Source organism: Mucilaginibacter sp. L3T2-6, from assembly GCF_030519355.1.
Classification (GTDB): Bacteria; Bacteroidota; Bacteroidia; order Sphingobacteriales; family Sphingobacteriaceae; genus Mucilaginibacter.
The window spans coordinates 244,099-261,567 of record NZ_JAUMKC010000002.1 but is presented as its reverse complement, the minus strand read 5'-3'; the positions used below and the strand labels follow the sequence as shown (position 1 = coordinate 261,567).

At 44.1% G+C, this 17,469-nt stretch carries 22 protein-coding genes and 1 tRNA gene; 11 read left to right on the top strand and 12 right to left on the bottom strand.

Annotation, left to right across the window (positions count from 1 at the left end; genetic code table 11):
• Window positions 1–141 precede the first annotated feature (141 nt).
• Window positions 142–226, top strand: a tRNA-Ser gene (locus Q3W13_RS03510).
• Window positions 227–380: 154 nt separating this feature from the next.
• Here Q3W13_RS03510 and Q3W13_RS03505 read toward each other — a convergent pair.
• A complete protein-coding gene (locus Q3W13_RS03505) occupies window positions 381–1,094 on the bottom strand; it encodes a Crp/Fnr family transcriptional regulator (RefSeq protein WP_302861367.1) in 714 nt (237 codons plus the stop codon).
• 202 nt (window positions 1,095–1,296) lie between these two features.
• On the opposite strand from Q3W13_RS03505, the gene Q3W13_RS03500 reads away from it, so the two are divergent.
• The gene (locus Q3W13_RS03500; protein WP_302861365.1) at window positions 1,297–3,162 is read left to right on the top strand and encodes a chloride channel protein; all 1,866 of its coding nucleotides are present in this window, start codon (window positions 1,297–1,299) and stop codon (window positions 3,160–3,162) included.
• A gap of 48 nt (window positions 3,163–3,210) precedes the next feature.
• Window positions 3,211–3,561 carry a DUF488 domain-containing protein gene (locus Q3W13_RS03495; RefSeq protein ID WP_302861364.1) on the top strand — a complete coding sequence of 117 codons (351 nt, stop codon included), beginning with the start codon at window positions 3,211–3,213 and terminating at the stop codon, window positions 3,559–3,561.
• Here Q3W13_RS03495 and Q3W13_RS03490 read toward each other — a convergent pair whose 3' ends face one another.
• The 3 genes from Q3W13_RS03490 to Q3W13_RS03480 form a co-directional block, all read right to left on the bottom strand.
• Window positions 3,562–4,230, bottom strand: coding sequence for an FAD-binding oxidoreductase (locus Q3W13_RS03490; protein ID WP_302861363.1), 669 nt, complete (start codon window positions 4,228–4,230; stop codon window positions 3,562–3,564).
• On the bottom strand, window positions 4,217–4,603 hold the full coding sequence (locus tag Q3W13_RS03485; RefSeq protein WP_302861360.1) for a hypothetical protein: 387 nt from the start codon (window positions 4,601–4,603) through the stop codon (window positions 4,217–4,219). Before Q3W13_RS03485 ends, Q3W13_RS03490 begins: the two co-directional genes overlap by 14 nt.
• A 106-nt stretch (window positions 4,604–4,709) precedes the next feature.
• Window positions 4,710–5,222, bottom strand: a complete 513-nt coding sequence (locus Q3W13_RS03480) for a GNAT family N-acetyltransferase (protein ID WP_302861359.1) — start codon at window positions 5,220–5,222, stop codon at window positions 4,710–4,712.
• A gap of 125 nt (window positions 5,223–5,347) precedes the next feature.
• On the opposite strand from Q3W13_RS03480, the gene Q3W13_RS03475 reads away from it, so the two are divergent.
• Complete coding sequence (locus Q3W13_RS03475) at window positions 5,348–5,968, top strand: sigma-70 family RNA polymerase sigma factor (RefSeq protein WP_302861357.1); 621 nt, start codon at window positions 5,348–5,350, stop codon at window positions 5,966–5,968.
• 52 nt (window positions 5,969–6,020) lie between these two features.
• On the opposite strand, the gene Q3W13_RS03470 is transcribed toward Q3W13_RS03475, so the two are convergent.
• Window positions 6,021–6,383, bottom strand: a complete 363-nt coding sequence (locus Q3W13_RS03470) for a hypothetical protein (RefSeq protein ID WP_302861355.1) — start codon at window positions 6,381–6,383, stop codon at window positions 6,021–6,023.
• A 181-nt stretch (window positions 6,384–6,564) separates the two neighbouring features.
• On the opposite strand from Q3W13_RS03470, the gene Q3W13_RS03465 reads away from it, so the two are divergent.
• Window positions 6,565–7,455, top strand: a complete 891-nt coding sequence (locus tag Q3W13_RS03465; RefSeq protein WP_302861354.1) for a 2OG-Fe dioxygenase family protein — start codon at window positions 6,565–6,567, stop codon at window positions 7,453–7,455.
• 100 nt (window positions 7,456–7,555) lie between these two features.
• Here the strand turns inward: Q3W13_RS03465 and Q3W13_RS03460 are convergent, their stop codons facing one another.
• The 7 genes from Q3W13_RS03460 to Q3W13_RS03430 all read right to left on the bottom strand — a co-directional run bounded on the left by Q3W13_RS03460 (window position 7,556) and on the right by Q3W13_RS03430 (window position 13,150).
• A complete protein-coding gene (locus Q3W13_RS03460; protein ID WP_302861353.1) occupies window positions 7,556–8,320 on the bottom strand; it encodes a DUF434 domain-containing protein in 765 nt (254 codons plus the stop codon).
• A gap of 48 nt (window positions 8,321–8,368) precedes the next feature.
• Window positions 8,369–9,355: a zinc-dependent alcohol dehydrogenase family protein gene (locus Q3W13_RS03455; protein ID WP_302861352.1), complete on the bottom strand. Its 987-nt coding sequence runs from the start codon at window positions 9,353–9,355 to the stop codon at window positions 8,369–8,371.
• Between the two features lie 48 nt (window positions 9,356–9,403).
• Entirely contained in the window at window positions 9,404–9,787 is a 384-nt protein-coding gene (locus tag Q3W13_RS03450) for a DUF302 domain-containing protein (RefSeq protein WP_302861349.1), read from the bottom strand.
• Window positions 9,788–9,829: 42 nt separating this feature from the next.
• Complete coding sequence (locus tag Q3W13_RS03445) at window positions 9,830–10,369, bottom strand: carboxymuconolactone decarboxylase family protein (RefSeq protein WP_302861348.1); 540 nt, start codon at window positions 10,367–10,369, stop codon at window positions 9,830–9,832.
• Between the two features lie 146 nt (window positions 10,370–10,515).
• Window positions 10,516–11,334 (bottom strand): helix-turn-helix domain-containing protein, encoded by an 819-nt coding sequence (locus Q3W13_RS03440; RefSeq protein ID WP_302861347.1) that lies wholly within the window; start codon window positions 11,332–11,334, stop codon window positions 10,516–10,518.
• 96 nt (window positions 11,335–11,430) lie between these two features.
• Complete coding sequence (locus Q3W13_RS03435) at window positions 11,431–11,823, bottom strand: hypothetical protein (protein ID WP_302861346.1); 393 nt, start codon at window positions 11,821–11,823, stop codon at window positions 11,431–11,433.
• Window positions 11,824–12,193: 370 nt separating this feature from the next.
• The gene (locus tag Q3W13_RS03430; RefSeq protein ID WP_302861345.1) at window positions 12,194–13,150 is read right to left on the bottom strand and encodes an MBL fold metallo-hydrolase; all 957 of its coding nucleotides are present in this window, start codon (window positions 13,148–13,150) and stop codon (window positions 12,194–12,196) included.
• A gap of 165 nt (window positions 13,151–13,315) precedes the next feature.
• Here Q3W13_RS03430 and Q3W13_RS03425 point away from each other — a divergent pair, with 165 nt between their 5' ends.
• Genes Q3W13_RS03425 through Q3W13_RS03400 form a run of 6 tightly spaced genes read left to right on the top strand, consistent with a single transcriptional unit; the run spans window position 13,316 to window position 17,466 of the window.
• Window positions 13,316–14,035 (top strand): SDR family NAD(P)-dependent oxidoreductase, encoded by a 720-nt coding sequence (locus Q3W13_RS03425; RefSeq protein ID WP_302861343.1) that lies wholly within the window; start codon window positions 13,316–13,318, stop codon window positions 14,033–14,035.
• Window positions 14,032–14,628 carry a hypothetical protein gene (locus tag Q3W13_RS03420; protein ID WP_302861342.1) on the top strand — a complete coding sequence of 199 codons (597 nt, stop codon included), beginning with the start codon at window positions 14,032–14,034 and terminating at the stop codon, window positions 14,626–14,628. The genes Q3W13_RS03425 and Q3W13_RS03420 overlap by 4 nt, the downstream gene beginning before the upstream one ends.
• A gap of 1 nt (window position 14,629) precedes the next feature.
• Complete coding sequence (locus Q3W13_RS03415; protein WP_302861341.1) at window positions 14,630–14,911, top strand: acyl carrier protein; 282 nt, start codon at window positions 14,630–14,632, stop codon at window positions 14,909–14,911.
• A gap of 2 nt (window positions 14,912–14,913) precedes the next feature.
• Window positions 14,914–16,263 carry a beta-ketoacyl synthase gene (locus Q3W13_RS03410; protein WP_302861340.1) on the top strand — a complete coding sequence of 450 codons (1,350 nt, stop codon included), beginning with the start codon at window positions 14,914–14,916 and terminating at the stop codon, window positions 16,261–16,263.
• Complete coding sequence (locus Q3W13_RS03405) at window positions 16,263–17,084, top strand: enoyl-ACP reductase (RefSeq protein WP_302861338.1); 822 nt, start codon at window positions 16,263–16,265, stop codon at window positions 17,082–17,084. Before Q3W13_RS03410 ends, Q3W13_RS03405 begins: the two co-directional genes overlap by 1 nt.
• On the top strand, window positions 17,068–17,466 hold the full coding sequence (locus Q3W13_RS03400) for a holo-ACP synthase (protein WP_302861337.1): 399 nt from the start codon (window positions 17,068–17,070) through the stop codon (window positions 17,464–17,466). Before Q3W13_RS03405 ends, Q3W13_RS03400 begins: the two co-directional genes overlap by 17 nt.
• Window positions 17,467–17,469 lie beyond the last annotated feature (3 nt).

Genomic DNA, 17,469 nt, shown 5'->3' with positions numbered 1-17,469 from the left:
TGGGGAGTGAAGTGGTCTTTTAAAAGGAAAAACAGCCTTTTACGATCGCACAAATTACAGGCAATCAATACCTTAACAAGTTAATTAAAAAAACTTAACATCAAATTTGCCAATTCGGGCCGGTTTTGTACTTTTGCCCCCGGAGAGATGGCAGAGTGGTCGATTGCGGCGGTCTTGAAAACCGTTGACTGTTAAAGGTCCGGGGGTTCGAATCCCTCTCTCTCCGCAAAAACAAGCAAAGCCTGGGGTTAGCCCAGGCTTTTTCTTTTAAGAAGCGAGTTTGACCCTCTCAATATTCTGCTAAATAAAGGGGAGCTGGAAAATTCCCGTTTAAGAATAGCTTCATTCGCCACCTTCAAATTATTTGCTGTGTCTCTTCTCTACGCAGGTTCCTTCTTGCCATCAATCAATTCAGTCAATTTTCGTTCATCCAGCAACCTGTAGTTTTTTCCTTCAACCTCAATCAATTCACTCAGCAAAAAATCCTGGGTCACTTTAAAGAAGGTCTCGTAGGCCACGCCGGCATACGAAGCGATATCCTGCTTGGTTAGTTCAATATCAATATAACCATCGCCGGTAACACCAAACTGTTCTTTTAATGATAACAAAGCCTGGGCAATCCGCTCTTTTACCGGCATGTGAGCGAGATTGCGCATGCGCTTCTCAGATTCCTGCAAAGCGTTAGCGAATACTTTCATCAATTTAATGGTAAACTGGGGGTTTACATTTAGCGAGGATTCGAAGAAATCCTTTTTCACAAAGCAAACCTTAACATTTTCGACGGCCGTCGCCGCGATCGGGTATGCCAGGCTGTCGCCGAGACCCAGGTGTCCCAATATATCGCCACTCTTTGCGAAACGCAGAATCAGGTCTTTATCTTCATCCCACCGCTTATGAACTTTTACTTTACCGCTGTACACAAAAAATATCCCCTCAACTGTGTCACCTTCCTTAAAAATGTCCTGTCCTTTTTTAAAAAGAATAGTCTGTTTATTGGCGGCAATTGCGGGTAACCAGTCGGATATGCATGAGGAGCACAGGAAGCAGCTTTTCAGGTCGCACTGTTGTTTTAGTTCTTTAACGGAGCCGGTCATGCCGCAATTATAGCTATTTGCGTCAACAATACCGCATGCTCTTTGTTTTATTGCTTAAGCAATGTAATAGTACAAAAAATCTATATTTATACAATTTTAATATTGTATATACAATAAATATCAAACAGAATCTTTTCCATTTGGGCGGATTTATATCTATCTTTGCACAAAATTTCATAAGAGCAATTTATCTCTCACTTTAATGACAAAAAAAGACTTTGATAACGGCATTCCAATTTCACCTCTGTTGAACAATATGGAAAACAAAGAAGGCGGCTCAAAAAAGACATTTTTAATGAAAAGGCGCCTGATAAGGATATGTCTCATGTCAATAGCAGTAGCGGTTGCCATTAGCCTGATCGCCAAATTTCTGGTCACTCTTATTAATGTTGTAACCAACATCGCTTTCTATGGAAAATTCAGCCTCGGTTTTAACAGTCCGGCAAATAATCATCTTGGCTATTGGGTTATATTAATTCCGGCGATAGGCGGCATCATTGTCGGGTTGATGGCCTTGTATGGCTCTAAAGCGATCCGTGGTCATGGTATTCCGGAAGCGATGGAGCAGATATTGGTAAACGAAAGCCGGATAAAACCATCCATAACTTTTCTGAAGCCGGTGTCATCGGCAATTGCCATAGGTACAGGCGGCCCGTTTGGTGCTGAAGGCCCTATTATAGCAACCGGGGGTGCGCTTGGCTCAACTCTGGGGCAGCTTTTTAAAATAAGCGCTAATGAGCGCAAAGTAATTTTGGCAGCAGGCGCTACAGCCGGCATGTCGGCCATATTCGGCACGCCGATAGCGGCAGTTTTCCTGGCGATTGAGTTGCTGTTATTTGAGTTCTCTCCGCGTTCTATACTGCCTGTCGCATTAGCCTGTATCACAGGTGCTGCCGGGCATCATTTGCTTTTTGGGACCGGACCGGTTTTTGAAATGCCTGATTTGGTAACACCATCAAACATGGCGCTGGCAGTGTACAGTTTCATAGGCTTGATCATTGGTTTTATATCGATGGGGATAACAAAACTGGTTTACCTGATTGAAGATTATTTTGAAGAAATCCCTATTCACTGGATGTGGTACCCGGCAGTAGGCGGGCTGGCTGTAGGCGCCATAGGTATTTTTGCGCCACATACCCTGGGCGTAGGTTATGATAATATTACTGGAATACTCTCGGGTACATGGCCGTTAAAGCTGTTGTGTACTTTGGTATTTTTTAAGTTTCTGTCGTGGGCCATTGCTTTGGGCAGCGGTACCTCGGGCGGAACGCTCGCTCCTTTGCTAACTATTGGCGGGGCAGCAGGTGCAATTATAGGCGCGTTGCTTATCCAATTATTCCCTGAACTGGGCATTACTATGCCAATGGCGGCACTCGTCGGCATGTCGGCTATGTTCGCCGGAGCTTCAAGGGCCTACCTTACCAGTATTACGTTCGCGTTAGAAGCGACCATGCAGTCGCATGCGCTATTGCCGCTGCTGGGCGCATGCACGGCTGCCTATATCGTTTCTTTTTTCCTGATGGAAAATACTATCATGACCGAAAAAATTGCCCGTCGTGGTGTGATAACCCCTGATTCATACGAACCGGATATCCTGCAAAGAACAAAAATATCTGAAGTAGTTAAAGGGCGCGGTATTATTTTAAAAGCCGAAAGCACAATAGGCGAGATCAAGAAACTGCTGGTATCAAAAGAAATTCAGGACAGTTATCTGGTTACTGTAAACGAGCAAAACATGTATGCCGGCACAGTGAAACTGACCGATATATACAGTGAATCGGCTACTCCCGATATTAAGCTAAAGAAGATAGTGCAGCACGACTATTTGCTTGTGCATAGCGGTGATACCTTGCGTACTGCAGTAGAACTGATGTCGAAACAGCAGAGCGATGTGTTGCCTGTAATCGATGCAAACAATAAGGTTACGGGGGTGCTTTCTTACAGGGATATTATTTCCGGCTACAACGAACAGCTTACTGAGAATGAAGGCGCCCGCACACAAATATCACTAAGGAGGCGTAGGCTGGAGATGGTGGTAAAGCGTAACAGCAAGAAAACTAAGGACTGAAAATCGTAATTTAGCCGGATACTTTCGCCAGCTTTGCTCAATTTTGCTATGAAGGGTTTACGCATTAAACGCATTTATGAACGGGCTGAACCTGCGGACGGATTCAGGATATTGGTAGATCGTTTATGGCCGCGCGGTGTCAGCAAGAAAGAAGCGGGTATTGATTTATGGTTGAAAGATGCGGCGCCATCCACCGGATTGCGGCAGTGGTTTCACAGTGGAAATAAAGAGTGGCAGGAGTTTCGACATAAATACCTGTTGGAGCTAAAAGATAACCCGGCAGCAGATGAGTTAGCTGAATTGATAAAGCAGCATAAAACCGTTACCCTGTTGTATGCTGCTAAAGATGAACACCAGAATCATGCTTTGGTATTGAAGGAGTTTGTTGATAGCAAATAGTTAATGCTCGTAAACGATTTCACTTTCAGCTACGCCCAATTGTTTAAGGTTTTCTATCATTGCGGCGGTAAACTCATCCGGACCGCATACGTAATAGTTTTCATACTTGCCGGCATACGCCGTTAGCAATTCCTTGTCGATATGCCGACCATCGGGTTCTTTTATCACATTGATAAAATTATCACCCAGCATCGCCTCAAATTCATCTTTTAAGATAATGTCCTGATCGGTATGATTGGCAAACAATAACGTATTGCCTTCCACTTTTCCGTCAGTGTATGCCTGGCGAAGGATGGAGATAAAAGGCGTAACGCCTGCGCCGCCTGCAATGAATAACCCGGGCCTACGGTATTCAATTACGCCAAATACCTCGTGTAATATCAACTCATCCCCTGCGGCTAATTCACCTAATTTTGCTGTAATACCATGGTGGTCTTTATAAATTTTAATGGTGAATTCCAGGTGGTCGGTTTCGTTATTTAATGAAGTAAAAGTAAACGGACGCAACTCATCTTCAAGTCCAGGCTTGTTTATTGACACATCCGTAGCCTGGCCGGACGTAAATACGTAACCTGCAGGGCGCTCAATCGTAAACCTTCTCACATTATGGGTAACAAATTCTGCCCCAAGTATTTTGACAACGTGCTGCTCCATATTATTGCTGAACATTTGTTATCCCGGAAAGTTTTGAAAGCGAAAATGCACCGATTGCCATAGCCAGATCGCGCACGGCCACATCAAGATAGCTTCCGGAAGCGATTAAATCTAACGCGATAAGGATCAGCCACACGCATACCACCAAGCCGCCTTTTTGTGGATTGATAAATACCAGTATGCCGGCTATTATCTCAATAACGCCCACGATGCACATAAATGTATGGTCGCTGACCGGTATTGCCGATTTTATTGAGGGGTTTAAGTAATTGGCCCAATTGGTAAGCAGGTTGGTAAATTTATCCGCACCTGCCGCAATGGGTATCAACCCGTAGGTGAATTTTAAAAGTGTTTGTACTTCGTTGGTTTTTTTAATGCTTTGTTCCATGTCTGTAATTTTTTAACGTTAGAGACATGTCATTAAAAAAGGGTTACATTTTTTGAGAGTAATTGATTAAGTCGATATCGTTCAGCAGTGCCTGTATTAACTTATGCTATATCTCAGCAATCATAGTCAGTATAGTGCGATATTCATCAATCAAATTCGGGTAATCCAGCCGGAACGCGGCAGTTTCAGTAAACCCATACCGTTCATAAAAAGCTTTTGCAGGGCTGCTATCCATAACCATCAGCCACATTACAGCACAGTGTTGCTGCTTTGCCCAATCAATAATAAAGGCCATAATAATTTTGCCGGCGCCTTTTCCTGTAGACTGCTTCAGCAGGTAAAGTTTGCTTATTTCCAGGCCGCGTTGCCGGGGTCTGTCGGGATGAGGCTTTTGTTTTATCTTTATATAGCCAATAAGCTCATCATCAGCATAAACAAAAAAATAATTAACGTCAGGCTTTGTCAAATCGGCAAGAAGCGCAGCTTTATCATAAACCCTGGCCATATAAGCTTCGCCTCCGTCGCTCCACAGGTAAGTATAGTTTTGTCTGTAGCTTTCTATAGCGATATCGGTCAGCGTGTCAATCCAGCTAACATCACAAGGAAATATCTTTATCAAATTGCGTAGCTTGCTTTAAAGTTTTTATTTCAAAAAATCCTCAACTATTTGTAACCCTTTTTTGCCTGGGCACACTATAAGGTATAGTCCCGGCAACGCCCGGGCAAAGATACTTTTAATATAAAATGAGCGACGAAGAAATTGTTGAAAGGGTAGTAAACGGAGAGCAGCACTTGTATGACCAGCTAATGCGTAAATATAATTCAAGAATGTACCGCATTGGCATGTCTATAGTTAACGACGATAAGGAAGCAGAGGATATTATGCAGACCGCTTATATTAATGCTTACAGGCAACTCAGAAGTTTCCAGGGCCGCTCAAGCTTCGCTACCTGGCTTACGCGTATACTTATATACGAAGCCTTATTGCATAAAAAAAGAAAATTAAAACTACAAAAAGTGCTGATGGAAAGACCAAACATCGACTTTCATAACGATACCCCATTAAAGGGGCTTATGAACAAGGAATTAAAAGGACTGATAGAAGGCGCCGTGGCAAAGTTACCTGAAAAATACAGGATGGTTTTTGTAATGCGCGAGATACAGGAGATGAGCACAACCGAGACTATGGAAGCGCTTAACATCGGCGAATCTAATGTAAAAATACGTTTAAGCCGTGCTAAAGAAATGCTGCGCACCGAGTTATTGAGCTACTGGCAGCCTCAGCAATTATTTGAATTTAACCTGGTTAGATGTGATGTGGTGGTATCTTTTGTGATGCAGGCAATTGCGGGCAGGGCCGTATAAAACTTAATCAAACTTACCGAAGGCTTAACCTGGTAAGTTTGATTAACAGGTGCTATTTTGCAATTTTTTTAGGCGGCGCAGGCTTAACGGCAACCAGTTGGGCAGCTGCTGATTTAGCAGGAGCGGTTTCTTTTTTTGATGCCACAGCCGGTTTAGTGGTTTGCACGGCTGATGGTTTTGGCGCGCTATTCGCCGAATCAGCTGATTTTAGTGCAGGCGCTTTTTCAGCTTTTGCAGGTTTGGCCAATTTTTTCGCCAGCTGTTTGGCATGCTTCTCAATTTCTTTGTTGATCTTTTTAGAGTTATGACCAAGTTTTGCCGCAAATGCCGTAAGTTCTTTTATCAGGCCTTCTTTAATGGTTTTCTTTTCAGCGGCCTTTTCTTTATTTGTTGCTTCTGTATTTTCCTTTTTCATGGTTTATGGATTGCGACAAAACTAAATTATAACAATGTTATTTCAATATTATCATTGTGTTAAGTGCGGTGTCGTATATTAATATTGAGTTAGTAATCAATTATAAATGAGCGCTTTTTATAAATGACTTTAGGAAGTACGCCGAATACGTTAAATTTATGTCCACCGTCGCGTAAACCAAATGAAAACTGATAAATCTTCTGCAATTGTCTCCCCCGGCAAAGTACCCACTGAACTTGATCTTTCCGGTTTCCTTTACCGTGCTATTGATGCATCGGCAATGATCGACGTAAAAAAATGGGTACCTGCGTTTGATGCCATACCTGTTGACCCGTATATAAGGGAGGGCTATCGGTATAAAAGCATCGCATGGTTCAGGATAAAACACCGGAAAGCGTCTGCCATTGCAGGGATTGATGAACGCATAGCTGTAGTTAATGAATTGAGCGGCATGAATCCTGAAGAAAGCCGGCGTTACCAGAGCGTCGGCAGGCCCGATTGGCATGCTGACGAAACAGGTTATGATTGCTGGAACCTGCCCCAGTATGCCATGCAGCAATCGGCTAAATATAACCCCGTGCACGGAGACATACGGCGGGAGTATCCCCGCATTAGCAATACAATTACCGATAGTGAAGATTTTCACCGGATGCTTATCATTTATGCCACCTTTTTCGACTGGGGTGACGCTATTGTGCTTGTTCAATTTCAGCGAATTGATTGCCTGCAGGATCGCGCAGGTCTGCCCGCTGTTGAGGGCTTTCACCAGGACGGTAACCGTCACGTAGGTATGCTCATAGTAAACCGCAATAACCTTACCGCCGACTCAGGTGTTAGCCAATACGTGATGGACGATAACGGCAAAAAGACAGATGAATTGATATTTAACGAAGTTATACCCGCCGGTCAGCTGATTTTCTGGAATGATAAACGAGTGTGGCATTACGGGACGGAACTTAAGGTTGCCGACCCTGGTGTTAATGGAGGGCGGGGAACGCGGGATATCATCATCATGAGCGCTAAGACGCCGCCGGCGAATATGCCGCTGGGGCCTGTTTGCTCTTTTCAATAAAAAAGGCTGCTAAGGTATTTCATTACTTTGCCACGGTTTGTACATCGCCGATAACGCCGTTAAATCTTCCGGGTATGTGTAAGATGATATCGGCTATCTTTTATAAACCTGCCTGATTAACAATATTCATCGCATAACTATCATCCAAAAACTTATTGATAATAAACGACGCAAGGTTAAACCATGCATAGCAGCCATTAAGCACCCAGGCGTCAGAACTCACAATCAGCCGGTTTTCGGCGATCAAATATTTGTCAGGCGCGTTGTCCAGGTATATATCCCAGGCAAAGCCATGTTCCGCAGCTATTGCATAACACAATGTTTTAAGGCGCCCGCTGTTTGATACCGGTGCGTCGAATATCCATACCACATGCCCGGCGCCGAGCAGTTGTAATGCTTTACCTACAGTAATCAGAACATTATCGGTTTGCTTTACCCTTTTGTATGATCCGTGTACCGATGATATATCGCGATAGCAGCCATCCAGGCCTCTGAAAACAAAACCACCCGACAAAAGTGTTTCTAGTATGATAACGACATTAAAGCCATCCAGATATATGGTTTTACCACGGATATCCGCTGCTGTTACTTCTTTGTTTTTCCGGGTTTCTATGTCCTTTGCCGAGCAGGCCATCCCCTGCAGGGCCAGTATCTGCCGCTGCCTCAGCCGGTACCTGTTGCCAACTAATTCAAGGGTAGCCCGCAGCGGGTAATCCTTGCTCAGTAAATAATGCATATCGTCCAGCGCCTGCAAAAGTTTTTTCTGCTCTTTTGCAGACCCAAACAGCTCTTCATCATGCGGGTCCTTTCCCCTGTTTCTGCGCGCGTCAGATTGCTGCTCAACCATAATTTTTTTTAACTGCATCAAATGCAGGTTGTCAATCCGGGCAACCTGCTATTTTTTGCAATTTAATCAGAACGCTATATCAACTACAACTTTGCCTTTGTTTAATCCACCCGAAAGATAGCTGTAAGCATCTTCTATTTGCGATGGTATAAATTTAACCGGATCGACATTTGGCGCCAATTTACCTGCCTCTATCATTGCTGTCGCCTGCTGTAAAATTTCACCGTGGTGAGCGCGGCCTTTTCCGCTGATGAGCGGATACAATGTAAACACACCCGAGTAAGTAGCTCCTTTGAAGGATAACGGCGCCAGATGATGAGTTCCCCAGCCTAGTATACTGATAACGTGACCGTAATATTGCTTTACCGCATTAAACGAAGCATCAAGAACCGCCCCGCCTACGGTATCAAAAACAATATCAAAACCTTCACCACCCGTACAGGCATTAACATATTCATCTACTGTCAGGGTTGTATGGTCTATAGGCTGCGCGCCATAATTCCTTATCATTTCGTGGTCTTTAGGCGAGGCCGTACTGAAAACATTAGCGCCTTTAGCTTTTGCTATCTGGATAGCAATATGGCCTACGCCACCCGCACCGCCGTGTATGAGCACATTTTTTCCGGAGCCAACATTAGCGCGGTCAACCAATCCTTCCCAGGCGGTAATAAAAATCAGCGGCAGCGCTGCAGTGTCATGCATGCTCAGGTTTTTAGGTTTTGGCGCTATAAGGTATGCATCCACCGCCGCATATTCTGCCAGGGAGCCCGGAATACCTGCTATACCGCCGGTCATGCCGTAAACTTCATCGCCCGTGTTGAAATTTTTTACGCCTTCGCCAACCTGAGCGACGGTTCCGGCCAGGTCTATTCCGAGGATGGCAGGCAACTTAGCCCTGGCGTGGGCAGCCTGACCGGATTTGATTTTAATGTCCAGCGGATTAATTCCGCTCGCCTCAATTTTAACCACTACCTGCCCCGGGCCCGCTATTGGGGTGTCCAATTCCGCGGTAACATACGGGGCGTTAAATTCTTCTAAAATAAGTGCTTTCATAATTATGTAATAAAAGGATAGCCTGTTATTATCCGGCTATCCGGTGCATCAGCTAAATAATTTCGATATTAAGGGAGCTATATCCAGTTGACTTACTGCCGCATCGCTTAGGCCATAGCGTTCAGCAAGGTAACTCACCTGATTATAAACAAGATAGTTATTTTGTTTCTCATCCTGATAAGCCAATATTTTCAGCGGCAAATCAAGCGCGGCCAATGGGTTCATCTGCATCACAGCTCCGCCCCTCGCGGCGTTACCAAATAAAATAAATTCTATCGGTAGTGTTGTAATGCCAGCTTTCCAGGCCTCGGCTTGCTGGTCAATCCGCGCATAAATCTTAACACCGTATTCTTTCAAAGCTTTTTCAAGCAGGTCGATTGCGTCTTTTGGAGCAGGTTTAACCTGTAGCAAGGTGGCGCCATAAGTTTTCATCGCTATTTTTATTTAAATTTTCAATTATTTTTAGCGCATCAGTCAGTCTATCGCCGGGGCAGCCGGAAAATCTACGGGAATTTCAGTTGCCGCGTACGCATAATTGGTATAAACCCGCATAGCTATAAACCCTATCAGTTCCATCAAAGCATCCTCATTAAAGCCTGCATCAAAAAATTGCTGCAATAATGCTCCGTCGGCATGTCCTTTGTTTCCTGCAATCGATTTTGCGAGCTGCACAATGGCATTGATTTTAGCATCGGATGAATATCCTTTACGTATACCGATAGTCTCATCAGTTGTTAAGCCGTACTTCAATGCTGCCACCGTGTGGCCTGCTAAACAATAAGCACAGTTATTCAATTGAGATACTACCAGGGCAATCGCTTCACGCTGTTTACCGTTAAAGACTCCCCTGCTAAGCGTTGCATCCAAATCAAGAAATGCTTTAAGAGCAGTTGATGAATAACCCATTGTTGCATAAAGGTTAGGCACTTTTCCTAACCGGCGCTGCATGCCTTCAAATAATACTTTTGATTCGGGGCTTACCTGGTCTATTGTTGGGACGATTATTTTTTTCATTTTAGCGGAGTTTTATAGTGATTTTCTTTAAGTGAAAACCTTGTGTTTTGATACTCCAAAGTTAGCGCGGGATAAGACGCCCGAACATGGACAAAAAGGGATTAGTCCTGCACTTTTGTGCCGGTTAGTTGTTAACCCTGTAATAATTATTCCATATCGGCCACGATCGAAATCCCCGTCTGGTCACGAAACGATTGTGGTGAAACTTTAGTAAACTTCTTAAAGAAACGGCTAAAATAAAACTCATCTGAAAAATTTAAAGCGTAAGCTATCTCTTTGATGCTTTGCCTGGTAAGATGTAATTTCTTTTTAGCTTCGAGTACAAGCCTTTCCTGTATCATCAGTGATGGCGATTTGCCAAAATACCGCTGACTTTTTTTTGTAAGGGTGTTTGGCGTCATCGCCAACAGTCTGGCGTAGTCAGCTGGTTTGTGCAGGCTGAGATAATTTTGTTCGAGCAACCGAATAAAAGCTTCCATCTGCTCGTCTTTTTCTCTTTCAGCAGATGGGCCGGCCATGGTTTTTAATTTAATACTACTGGATTTTGCAAGAAAAAGCTGCAGGTATGAACGCAGCACTACCTCATCAGGTTCGTTTGCAGAGAACTCCTCTATCATGTCGGCACATAACGAACAAAAAGTTTCCGCATCCGAAGCACCAAGATTTACAGAAGGCTCGATATAGATATTATTAAACAATAACCCGTTGCATGACACTCTTTCCTTATGATATTCAATACAATAAAAGTCACCGTGGAATTGAATAGCAAAACCTCCCAAAGGAGTTTCATGTTGTATCGCTAATTTTTGCAGCGGGGTTGAAAAAAGTAAAACCGGGGCCCTGAAAGTAAATGTACCAATGTCAGCTTTATAAGTGCCTGCTCCTTTAGTCAGAAAAATTACGTTGTAAAAAGGGAACCGGGCAGCATTTTCAAGGAACGTCCCGGCGATTTCGTGGACACCCATTAACATGTTTTTGTCAACAGAGAGAAGCGGCTTCAAGCAAGTAAAATATGCGGCAAAATACAAATTGAAATCAAGGCATGCAATTCCCCGCCGGATTTAAACGATGATTGATTCAATATTTCGGAGCTTCTGCCGAAAATCCTCCCGGTTGTACCCGTGCTGTCTAAAAGTTAACCGCATTATATCAGGCCGGATATACAGGCCATATATACCTTCTATTAGCATTATACCTTTACAGCCACAGGCGGTATCAACTGTATGTACATACTTAAAGGAATTCGTCAGGAAATCGTAAACCTGGTCAACCACTTTTATAATAATGTTTTCGCAGGGAAAACGTTCCTGGTTTTGAACGCAGGTGAGGTATTCGTTGCAGGTCATGCAAAAGTCGAGATGGTATCCATCGGCGTGCAGCTTCATCAACCGGTGGGTAAGTTCCTTATTCACCAGCCGGCCGGCCCCTGCATCTGTAAGAAAGTGATTTTTCATAACCGTCTTATTATCTAAATAAGGGCTATGAAATCTACGTGCCAATGTCTTAAATATCGATAAGGGCAACTAATGACCTTTTTTATATTTTTTAATAACGATATTTCGCTAACATCATCAAGCTTAATGAAATATAGCTGAAGCGATACAATTAAAATTCCTGTTTAAAGTAATCAATTTAAACAGGGTCCAAAAGCAGCCAGCAGTCCAAATCAGTATAGAATTACCGGAATACATTTCATACAGATACCGCTTTGCCATGGGAGGCATGGCTTTGGACTAATGCAGACAGGGCATTTGACATCAAACATCATAATTGATAATGTCAAGGCTAGATTTCGGCGACCTAAAAAAACAAAGTATTGCGCAGCTACAAGGTTATCTTCCTCCCCTGCTCCGGGAAAATCAAGTTTAGCCCCAGTTTGTTCTCGCTTTTTAATTGCAACTTCAATGCGCGGATATTGGATTCCGGCGGTTTAACGTGGGTAATAACCAGTTTGAATCCTTTCAATGCCGGTTCGCCCGTTAACCCGGCCAAATCATCCATTTCTCTCATCAGCCATCTTGGGGTAAGGTGACCGAATAGCGTTTTATCAGGCTGTTCATCCCGGAAGGACGTTTCTATCATTATTGCTTTCAGTTTTTTGCTTTTTATTAAAGGCGCTACAGATGTCCATAGCTTATGTAGTTTATCGCTTTTTTCCACTTCATCAGGGCCAACATCCCCTAAATATAAAATATAAGCATCTTTATTTTTCAGCAAAAAAGCAGAGCTGGAAAGGTTTGAGTGGCTAAGCGGATAAGTCGTAACGCTCATAGCAGTATTTTTCACGGCGGTAACACTATCCGGCGATAATGGTCTATAGTGATATTTCTTTAGTTGCGGCGCATCTCCCTCATCGGTGAAGTTTGCCCAACTTGCCCAGGTAAAGTAATGGCTTTTAATGGTTTCGAGCGTGCTGGCCAGCCCGTAAATAGTTTTTGCTGAATCATCAGGTGAGTTAATTATTAATCCTGATACATGATCGAGGTGCGCGTGCGAGATAAAATAAGCCTTGATATATTTTTTTAACACCTTATCTGCCGGGATATTAAATACTTTGTTGGCCACAGCCCTTTCGATACCGTAGTGCAGCGTGCCTGCGTCCAGGCACACATAGTCATTTGTCCCGGCAGGTGCAATCATGTACGCGGAAAGATTGCTCTCGTCGATGCCGCCTTTAACGCCAAGCGGTACAATTTTGAATAACGACGTGGTTTGGGCCATCCCCGGATGCGGAAGTAACAACAGGTTTAATATTATGATTATTAAATATTTACGAAGCATAAGAAGAAATATCTGATTAAGACGGGGAAATCTTAAAACAACAGGCCCAAATTATCATTATAAATCAACATGTTTCAAGCCGAAATGTTAATATTATAGTAACAAATTATAACTAATCGCTCTTCGCTAACAGCTAATCAATTATATTTGAAGCTGAACAACCTGATGGAAAAAAAAAAAATACTTGTCACCGGCGCCAGCAAAGGGTTAGGACTGGCCATTTCAAAAAAACTGTCGGGTGATTACACGCTGGTTTTACATGCATCCAAACCGGAAAGCTTCACTGAAGAAATCCCTGGCAGCCATATTTTATGTGCCGATTTCTCCGACACAGATGCTATCAACAATTTCTGCAAACGACTAAAAAAAGAGCACAGCGACTTGTACGGCGTGATCAATAATGCCGGCGTTACTTACGATAAACCCCTGAATTATCAGCCGGAACGCGAAATAGAAGCCATGCTGAATGTAAACCTGAAAGCCCCTATCCTGATTTGTAAAACAGTGATAAAAATGTTCAGCCTCACGCAAAAGGGGGTCATTATCAACATCAGCTCGGTGGTTGGCGAAAGCGGCAATGCTTTTCAGTCGGTTTACGCGGCTACAAAGGCAGGACTGGCAGCACTATCGCGCTCATTGGCGCAGGAGGCGGCGGCAACCAATACGGAACATGGCATCAGGGTATTGAGCGTGTCGCCGGGATTTATCGAAACAGATATGACGGCGGGAATTCCAGAAGCCATCAGGCAAAAATATTTTAATATGATACCCGCTAAGCGGTTTGGCAGGGCGGATGATGTGGCGGATACAGTAGCTTTCCTCCTATCAGATAAGGCATCATACATTAACGGAACAAATATTCATGTTAACGGTGGTTTAATATGACAGCGAAAGAAAGAGCAGACTATTTCGACATTATTCAAAACGGCAACCTCGTAGGCGTCGACCCGGCGAATTTGCTGCTTCACGGCCCTACCAAACGGCTGGTAAACGCCTATCACTGGCACTCGCCAAATAAAGGCATTGTAGCCAGCTACTCCCCAACAGAACGTGATGTGGAGGATCACTTTAATGTGTTTCGCGGTGTTGATCAGGTGGAAGCTTTCGCACAAGCTACTATTGTATCCTGCGCCACTTTTCTGCAGTGCCGCAAACAAAGTTGCCTGCCCGATGTATTAAGAGATTCATTTGTACCGGCGTTCATCAGCATCGGCAATGTAAGTTTTCAAAATTATCTTGAATTTGGCGATACATTTATCAGCATCGGCAATATTACATTTTGGAAATGGCGGCAAATGGTGTGCGATGGCCGCATATACCGCGTACCAAAGGGCTTAAACCTGGATCATTATTTTAAAGACTTCACAGACGAACGGCTATTAAACTATGATATTAGCAGCGATTTTATAAAAGTAGCCGAACTGCATGATATTACAGGCCGCGCCATCCTTATTGAACAATTTAACAAACTAGCATAATATGGAAAACTCAAACGAAAGAAAAGAAATACTCGATGGCTTACTGGAAGTACTCCGGACGGTACGCACCATCGACCCGGCCAGGCTGGAGGGCGTTACCGAAGAAACCGACTTTTTAACAGATATGAATACACCATCAACCGAGCTGATTAATATTGCTGCCAAGGTTGAGCAAAAATTCGACATCGAGTTTGAGGATGAAGACATCGATCGTATGGGTTCGAAGGTAAAAGATGTTATCGACCTGATTATAATGGTAAAAGAGCGCGGAGCAAATAAATAACTATGATTGCAGCAGGCAGAAAAGTAGCAGTTGTTGGCATGGGCGGAGCTTTTCCGACCTGTAAAGATTTGAACGATTTTGACAGAAAACTATTTGCAGGCGAAAGCATGATACGCGAATGGCCCAAGGCGCTGCAATATCCTAAACAAATCCGTTCGACCGTTGCAGGATATATCACCGAAGAGGAAATGAACCTGGAAGCCATTCACCCGGTTCCGGAAACAGAATGGCCGGAAACCTACGTAGACCATTTAGGCAGAATACCAGACATGAACCTGGCAACCGCCGATTTGGGCTGCGTTTGGGCAATGATTGGCGCGCTGGAAGCGATAAAAATGGCCGGCTGGACCACCGAAGAAACCGAATCTGAACAGACCGGAGTGGTTATAGCGTCGGGCGGTGGTGGCAACGTGGTATCACGCCATGCATGGCATGCTTTTTATGAGTTGGGTAAAAAAACAAGGATGGCGGGCTCGCATACGGTAGACAGGGCAATGTCATACCGTGAAGCAGCAAACGTTTCCTGTTTAATAAAAAACAAAGGGGTTTGTGAATCTATCATTTCAGCATGCGCTACCGGCTTGGGAAATATAGGTTACGCATATCGCCTGATAAAATTCGGACTGCAGGACAGGGCGATATGCGGCGGCGTGGAAGGCACGGCGCTGGAAACTTTTATCGGCTTTGATGCCATGCAGGTTTTAAGCAAGGGCTTCTCTCCTGCCGAAAGCTCAAGGCCGTTCGATGTTAAACGTAATGGCTTTGTGTGTTCGTTTGGCGCCGGCATTGTTGCGTTGGAAGAATACGAAATGGCAAAGGCCCGCGGCGCTGACATACTTGCCGTTATCGATGAATATTTCAACAATTCCGACGGAGACGGCAATATGTTTTATCCATCGTACGATGGGCAGCGCAGACTTTGGAGAGGATTAATGGCAGGCGGTAATGTAAAACCTGATGTAGTAAAAGTACACGGTACAGCAACTCCGGTGGGCGACATTATCGAGCTGGTTAGCGTAGTAGAGTCGATAGGTGAAAACGGGTACAGCATCTGTGCGCCCAAATCACAGTTCGGGCATATGCTCGGTGCTGCGGGTTCGGTTGAGTTTATTACCGCCCTGCTGATGCTTAAAAACCAAAAAGTATTGGCGAATAAAAATTCTGACAACCTGAACACTGAGTTGGAGAACTTTCAGCAAAAACCAGGCTGGAATGGGCCGATGAAACCCGCCGCAGAATACCGTCATTTGATCTCGCAGGATATAGTAGCGAAAGAAATTAACCAGATTGTTTGCCTGAATTATGGTTTTGGCGGTACTAACAGCGCAATGGCAATCTCGAGGGACATATAATGATTGATAATAAAAATAAGGTAGCCGCAGTTTTCGGGGTGCGGAATGAAAGTTCCATTGCGTGGGATATAGCTGTTAAATTGCATCGTTCGGGCTGCACGGTGGCATTAAGCTACGTTGCCGATACTAAGGACGAGGTTTTATACCTGATGGAGCAAAACGGCATGGATACCGCCCTTGCAGGTTTGGCCGATGTTCGCAATGAGGATGATATTTCTGCATTTTTAAAACTGGTTCATCAAATTGCCGGACCTATAAATTATTTACTGCATGGCGTAGCTTTTGGCAGTCAGTCGGTAATGTGCTATAGCCTGCCCGGAAGCAACGAACCGGCGCCATCGTACATCGATATCCCATTTGAGGATTTTATGGATGCCTTTAATATCAGCGCTTATTCGTTGCTTCGCATTTGCCGCGTTGCCGAACCGTTGCTGGCAAAAAATGCTTCCATATTAACGCTTACATATAATGCTTCGCAAAGGGTATTCCCTGGTTATGCCGGCATGGCCATTTGCAAGGCGGCCCTTGAAAATATAATGATTTACCTGGCCAGTTATTTCCGGGGCGAAAAAAGTGCCCGTGTAAATGCCATTTCGGCCGGCCTGGTGATGACCACGTCTTCTGGCGGTATTTTCGGGGTACGTAAATTAAGAAAGATGGGTAAGTTCACTGCACCATTGGGCAACATAGATGCCGGTGATGTAGGCGACGCTGCATTATATTACTTCTCGGATTTATCAAAAAAAGTCACCGGCAATATCCACTATGTAGACGGTGGCTTTAATATTATGGGATTAGGGGTTGATGGAGAAGGAAATTAAAAAAGCGATAAATGAACTGCTGCCCCAACGATTTTCAGCCGGGAACGACATCGTGTTTATCCCCGATTTCGAAGAATCATTTACGGAATCGTTCAAAAACAAAGTTTATACCGCTAATGAAATAGCTTATTGCAATCAATTTGAAAACCCGCTGCTGCGCTATGCGTCTACCTGGGCGGCCAAAGAAGCTGTTTATAAAGCTATTAAACAGGTCGATCCCTCAGCATTAGGACCTAAAAAGATAGAGATATTGCGGGATAAGCCAGTTGGCCGCCCTGTTGTAGTTTTACACAGGCAAGGCGCTAAATTTGATATCGCATTAACCATCTCGCATGATGGTGATTATGCCTGGGCAATCGCGTTTATCGAAAATATCCAATAACCA

Bases quoted from the DNA above. Each gene is read 5' to 3' on its own strand.
- Q3W13_RS03505 (WP_302861367.1), bottom strand. From the start codon at position 1,094: ATGACCGGCTCCGTTAAAGAACTAAAACAACAGTGCGACCTGAAAAGC.
- Q3W13_RS03500 (WP_302861365.1), top strand. From the start codon at position 1,297: ATGACAAAAAAAGACTTTGATAACGGCATTCCAATTTCACCTCTGTTG.
- Q3W13_RS03495 (WP_302861364.1), top strand. From the start codon at position 3,211: ATGAAGGGTTTACGCATTAAACGCATTTATGAACGGGCTGAACCTGCG.
- Q3W13_RS03490 (WP_302861363.1), bottom strand. From the start codon at position 4,230: ATGTTCAGCAATAATATGGAGCAGCACGTTGTCAAAATACTTGGGGCA.
- Q3W13_RS03485 (WP_302861360.1), bottom strand. From the start codon at position 4,603: ATGGAACAAAGCATTAAAAAAACCAACGAAGTACAAACACTTTTAAAA.
- Q3W13_RS03475 (WP_302861357.1), top strand. From the start codon at position 5,348: ATGAGCGACGAAGAAATTGTTGAAAGGGTAGTAAACGGAGAGCAGCAC.
- Q3W13_RS03470 (WP_302861355.1), bottom strand. From the start codon at position 6,383: ATGAAAAAGGAAAATACAGAAGCAACAAATAAAGAAAAGGCCGCTGAA.
- Q3W13_RS03465 (WP_302861354.1), top strand. From the start codon at position 6,565: ATGAAAACTGATAAATCTTCTGCAATTGTCTCCCCCGGCAAAGTACCC.
- Q3W13_RS03460 (WP_302861353.1), bottom strand. From the start codon at position 8,320: ATGCAGTTAAAAAAAATTATGGTTGAGCAGCAATCTGACGCGCGCAGA.
- Q3W13_RS03455 (WP_302861352.1), bottom strand. From the start codon at position 9,355: ATGAAAGCACTTATTTTAGAAGAATTTAACGCCCCGTATGTTACCGCG.
- Q3W13_RS03450 (WP_302861349.1), bottom strand. From the start codon at position 9,787: ATGAAAACTTATGGCGCCACCTTGCTACAGGTTAAACCTGCTCCAAAA.
- Q3W13_RS03445 (WP_302861348.1), bottom strand. From the start codon at position 10,369: ATGAAAAAAATAATCGTCCCAACAATAGACCAGGTAAGCCCCGAATCA.
- Q3W13_RS03440 (WP_302861347.1), bottom strand. From the start codon at position 11,334: ATGGGTGTCCACGAAATCGCCGGGACGTTCCTTGAAAATGCTGCCCGG.
- Q3W13_RS03435 (WP_302861346.1), bottom strand. From the start codon at position 11,823: ATGAAAAATCACTTTCTTACAGATGCAGGGGCCGGCCGGCTGGTGAAT.
- Q3W13_RS03430 (WP_302861345.1), bottom strand. From the start codon at position 13,150: ATGCTTCGTAAATATTTAATAATCATAATATTAAACCTGTTGTTACTT.
- Q3W13_RS03425 (WP_302861343.1), top strand. From the start codon at position 13,316: ATGGAAAAAAAAAAAATACTTGTCACCGGCGCCAGCAAAGGGTTAGGA.
- Q3W13_RS03420 (WP_302861342.1), top strand. From the start codon at position 14,032: ATGACAGCGAAAGAAAGAGCAGACTATTTCGACATTATTCAAAACGGC.
- Q3W13_RS03415 (WP_302861341.1), top strand. From the start codon at position 14,630: ATGGAAAACTCAAACGAAAGAAAAGAAATACTCGATGGCTTACTGGAA.
- Q3W13_RS03410 (WP_302861340.1), top strand. From the start codon at position 14,914: ATGATTGCAGCAGGCAGAAAAGTAGCAGTTGTTGGCATGGGCGGAGCT.
- Q3W13_RS03405 (WP_302861338.1), top strand. From the start codon at position 16,263: ATGATTGATAATAAAAATAAGGTAGCCGCAGTTTTCGGGGTGCGGAAT.
- Q3W13_RS03400 (WP_302861337.1), top strand. From the start codon at position 17,068: ATGGAGAAGGAAATTAAAAAAGCGATAAATGAACTGCTGCCCCAACGA.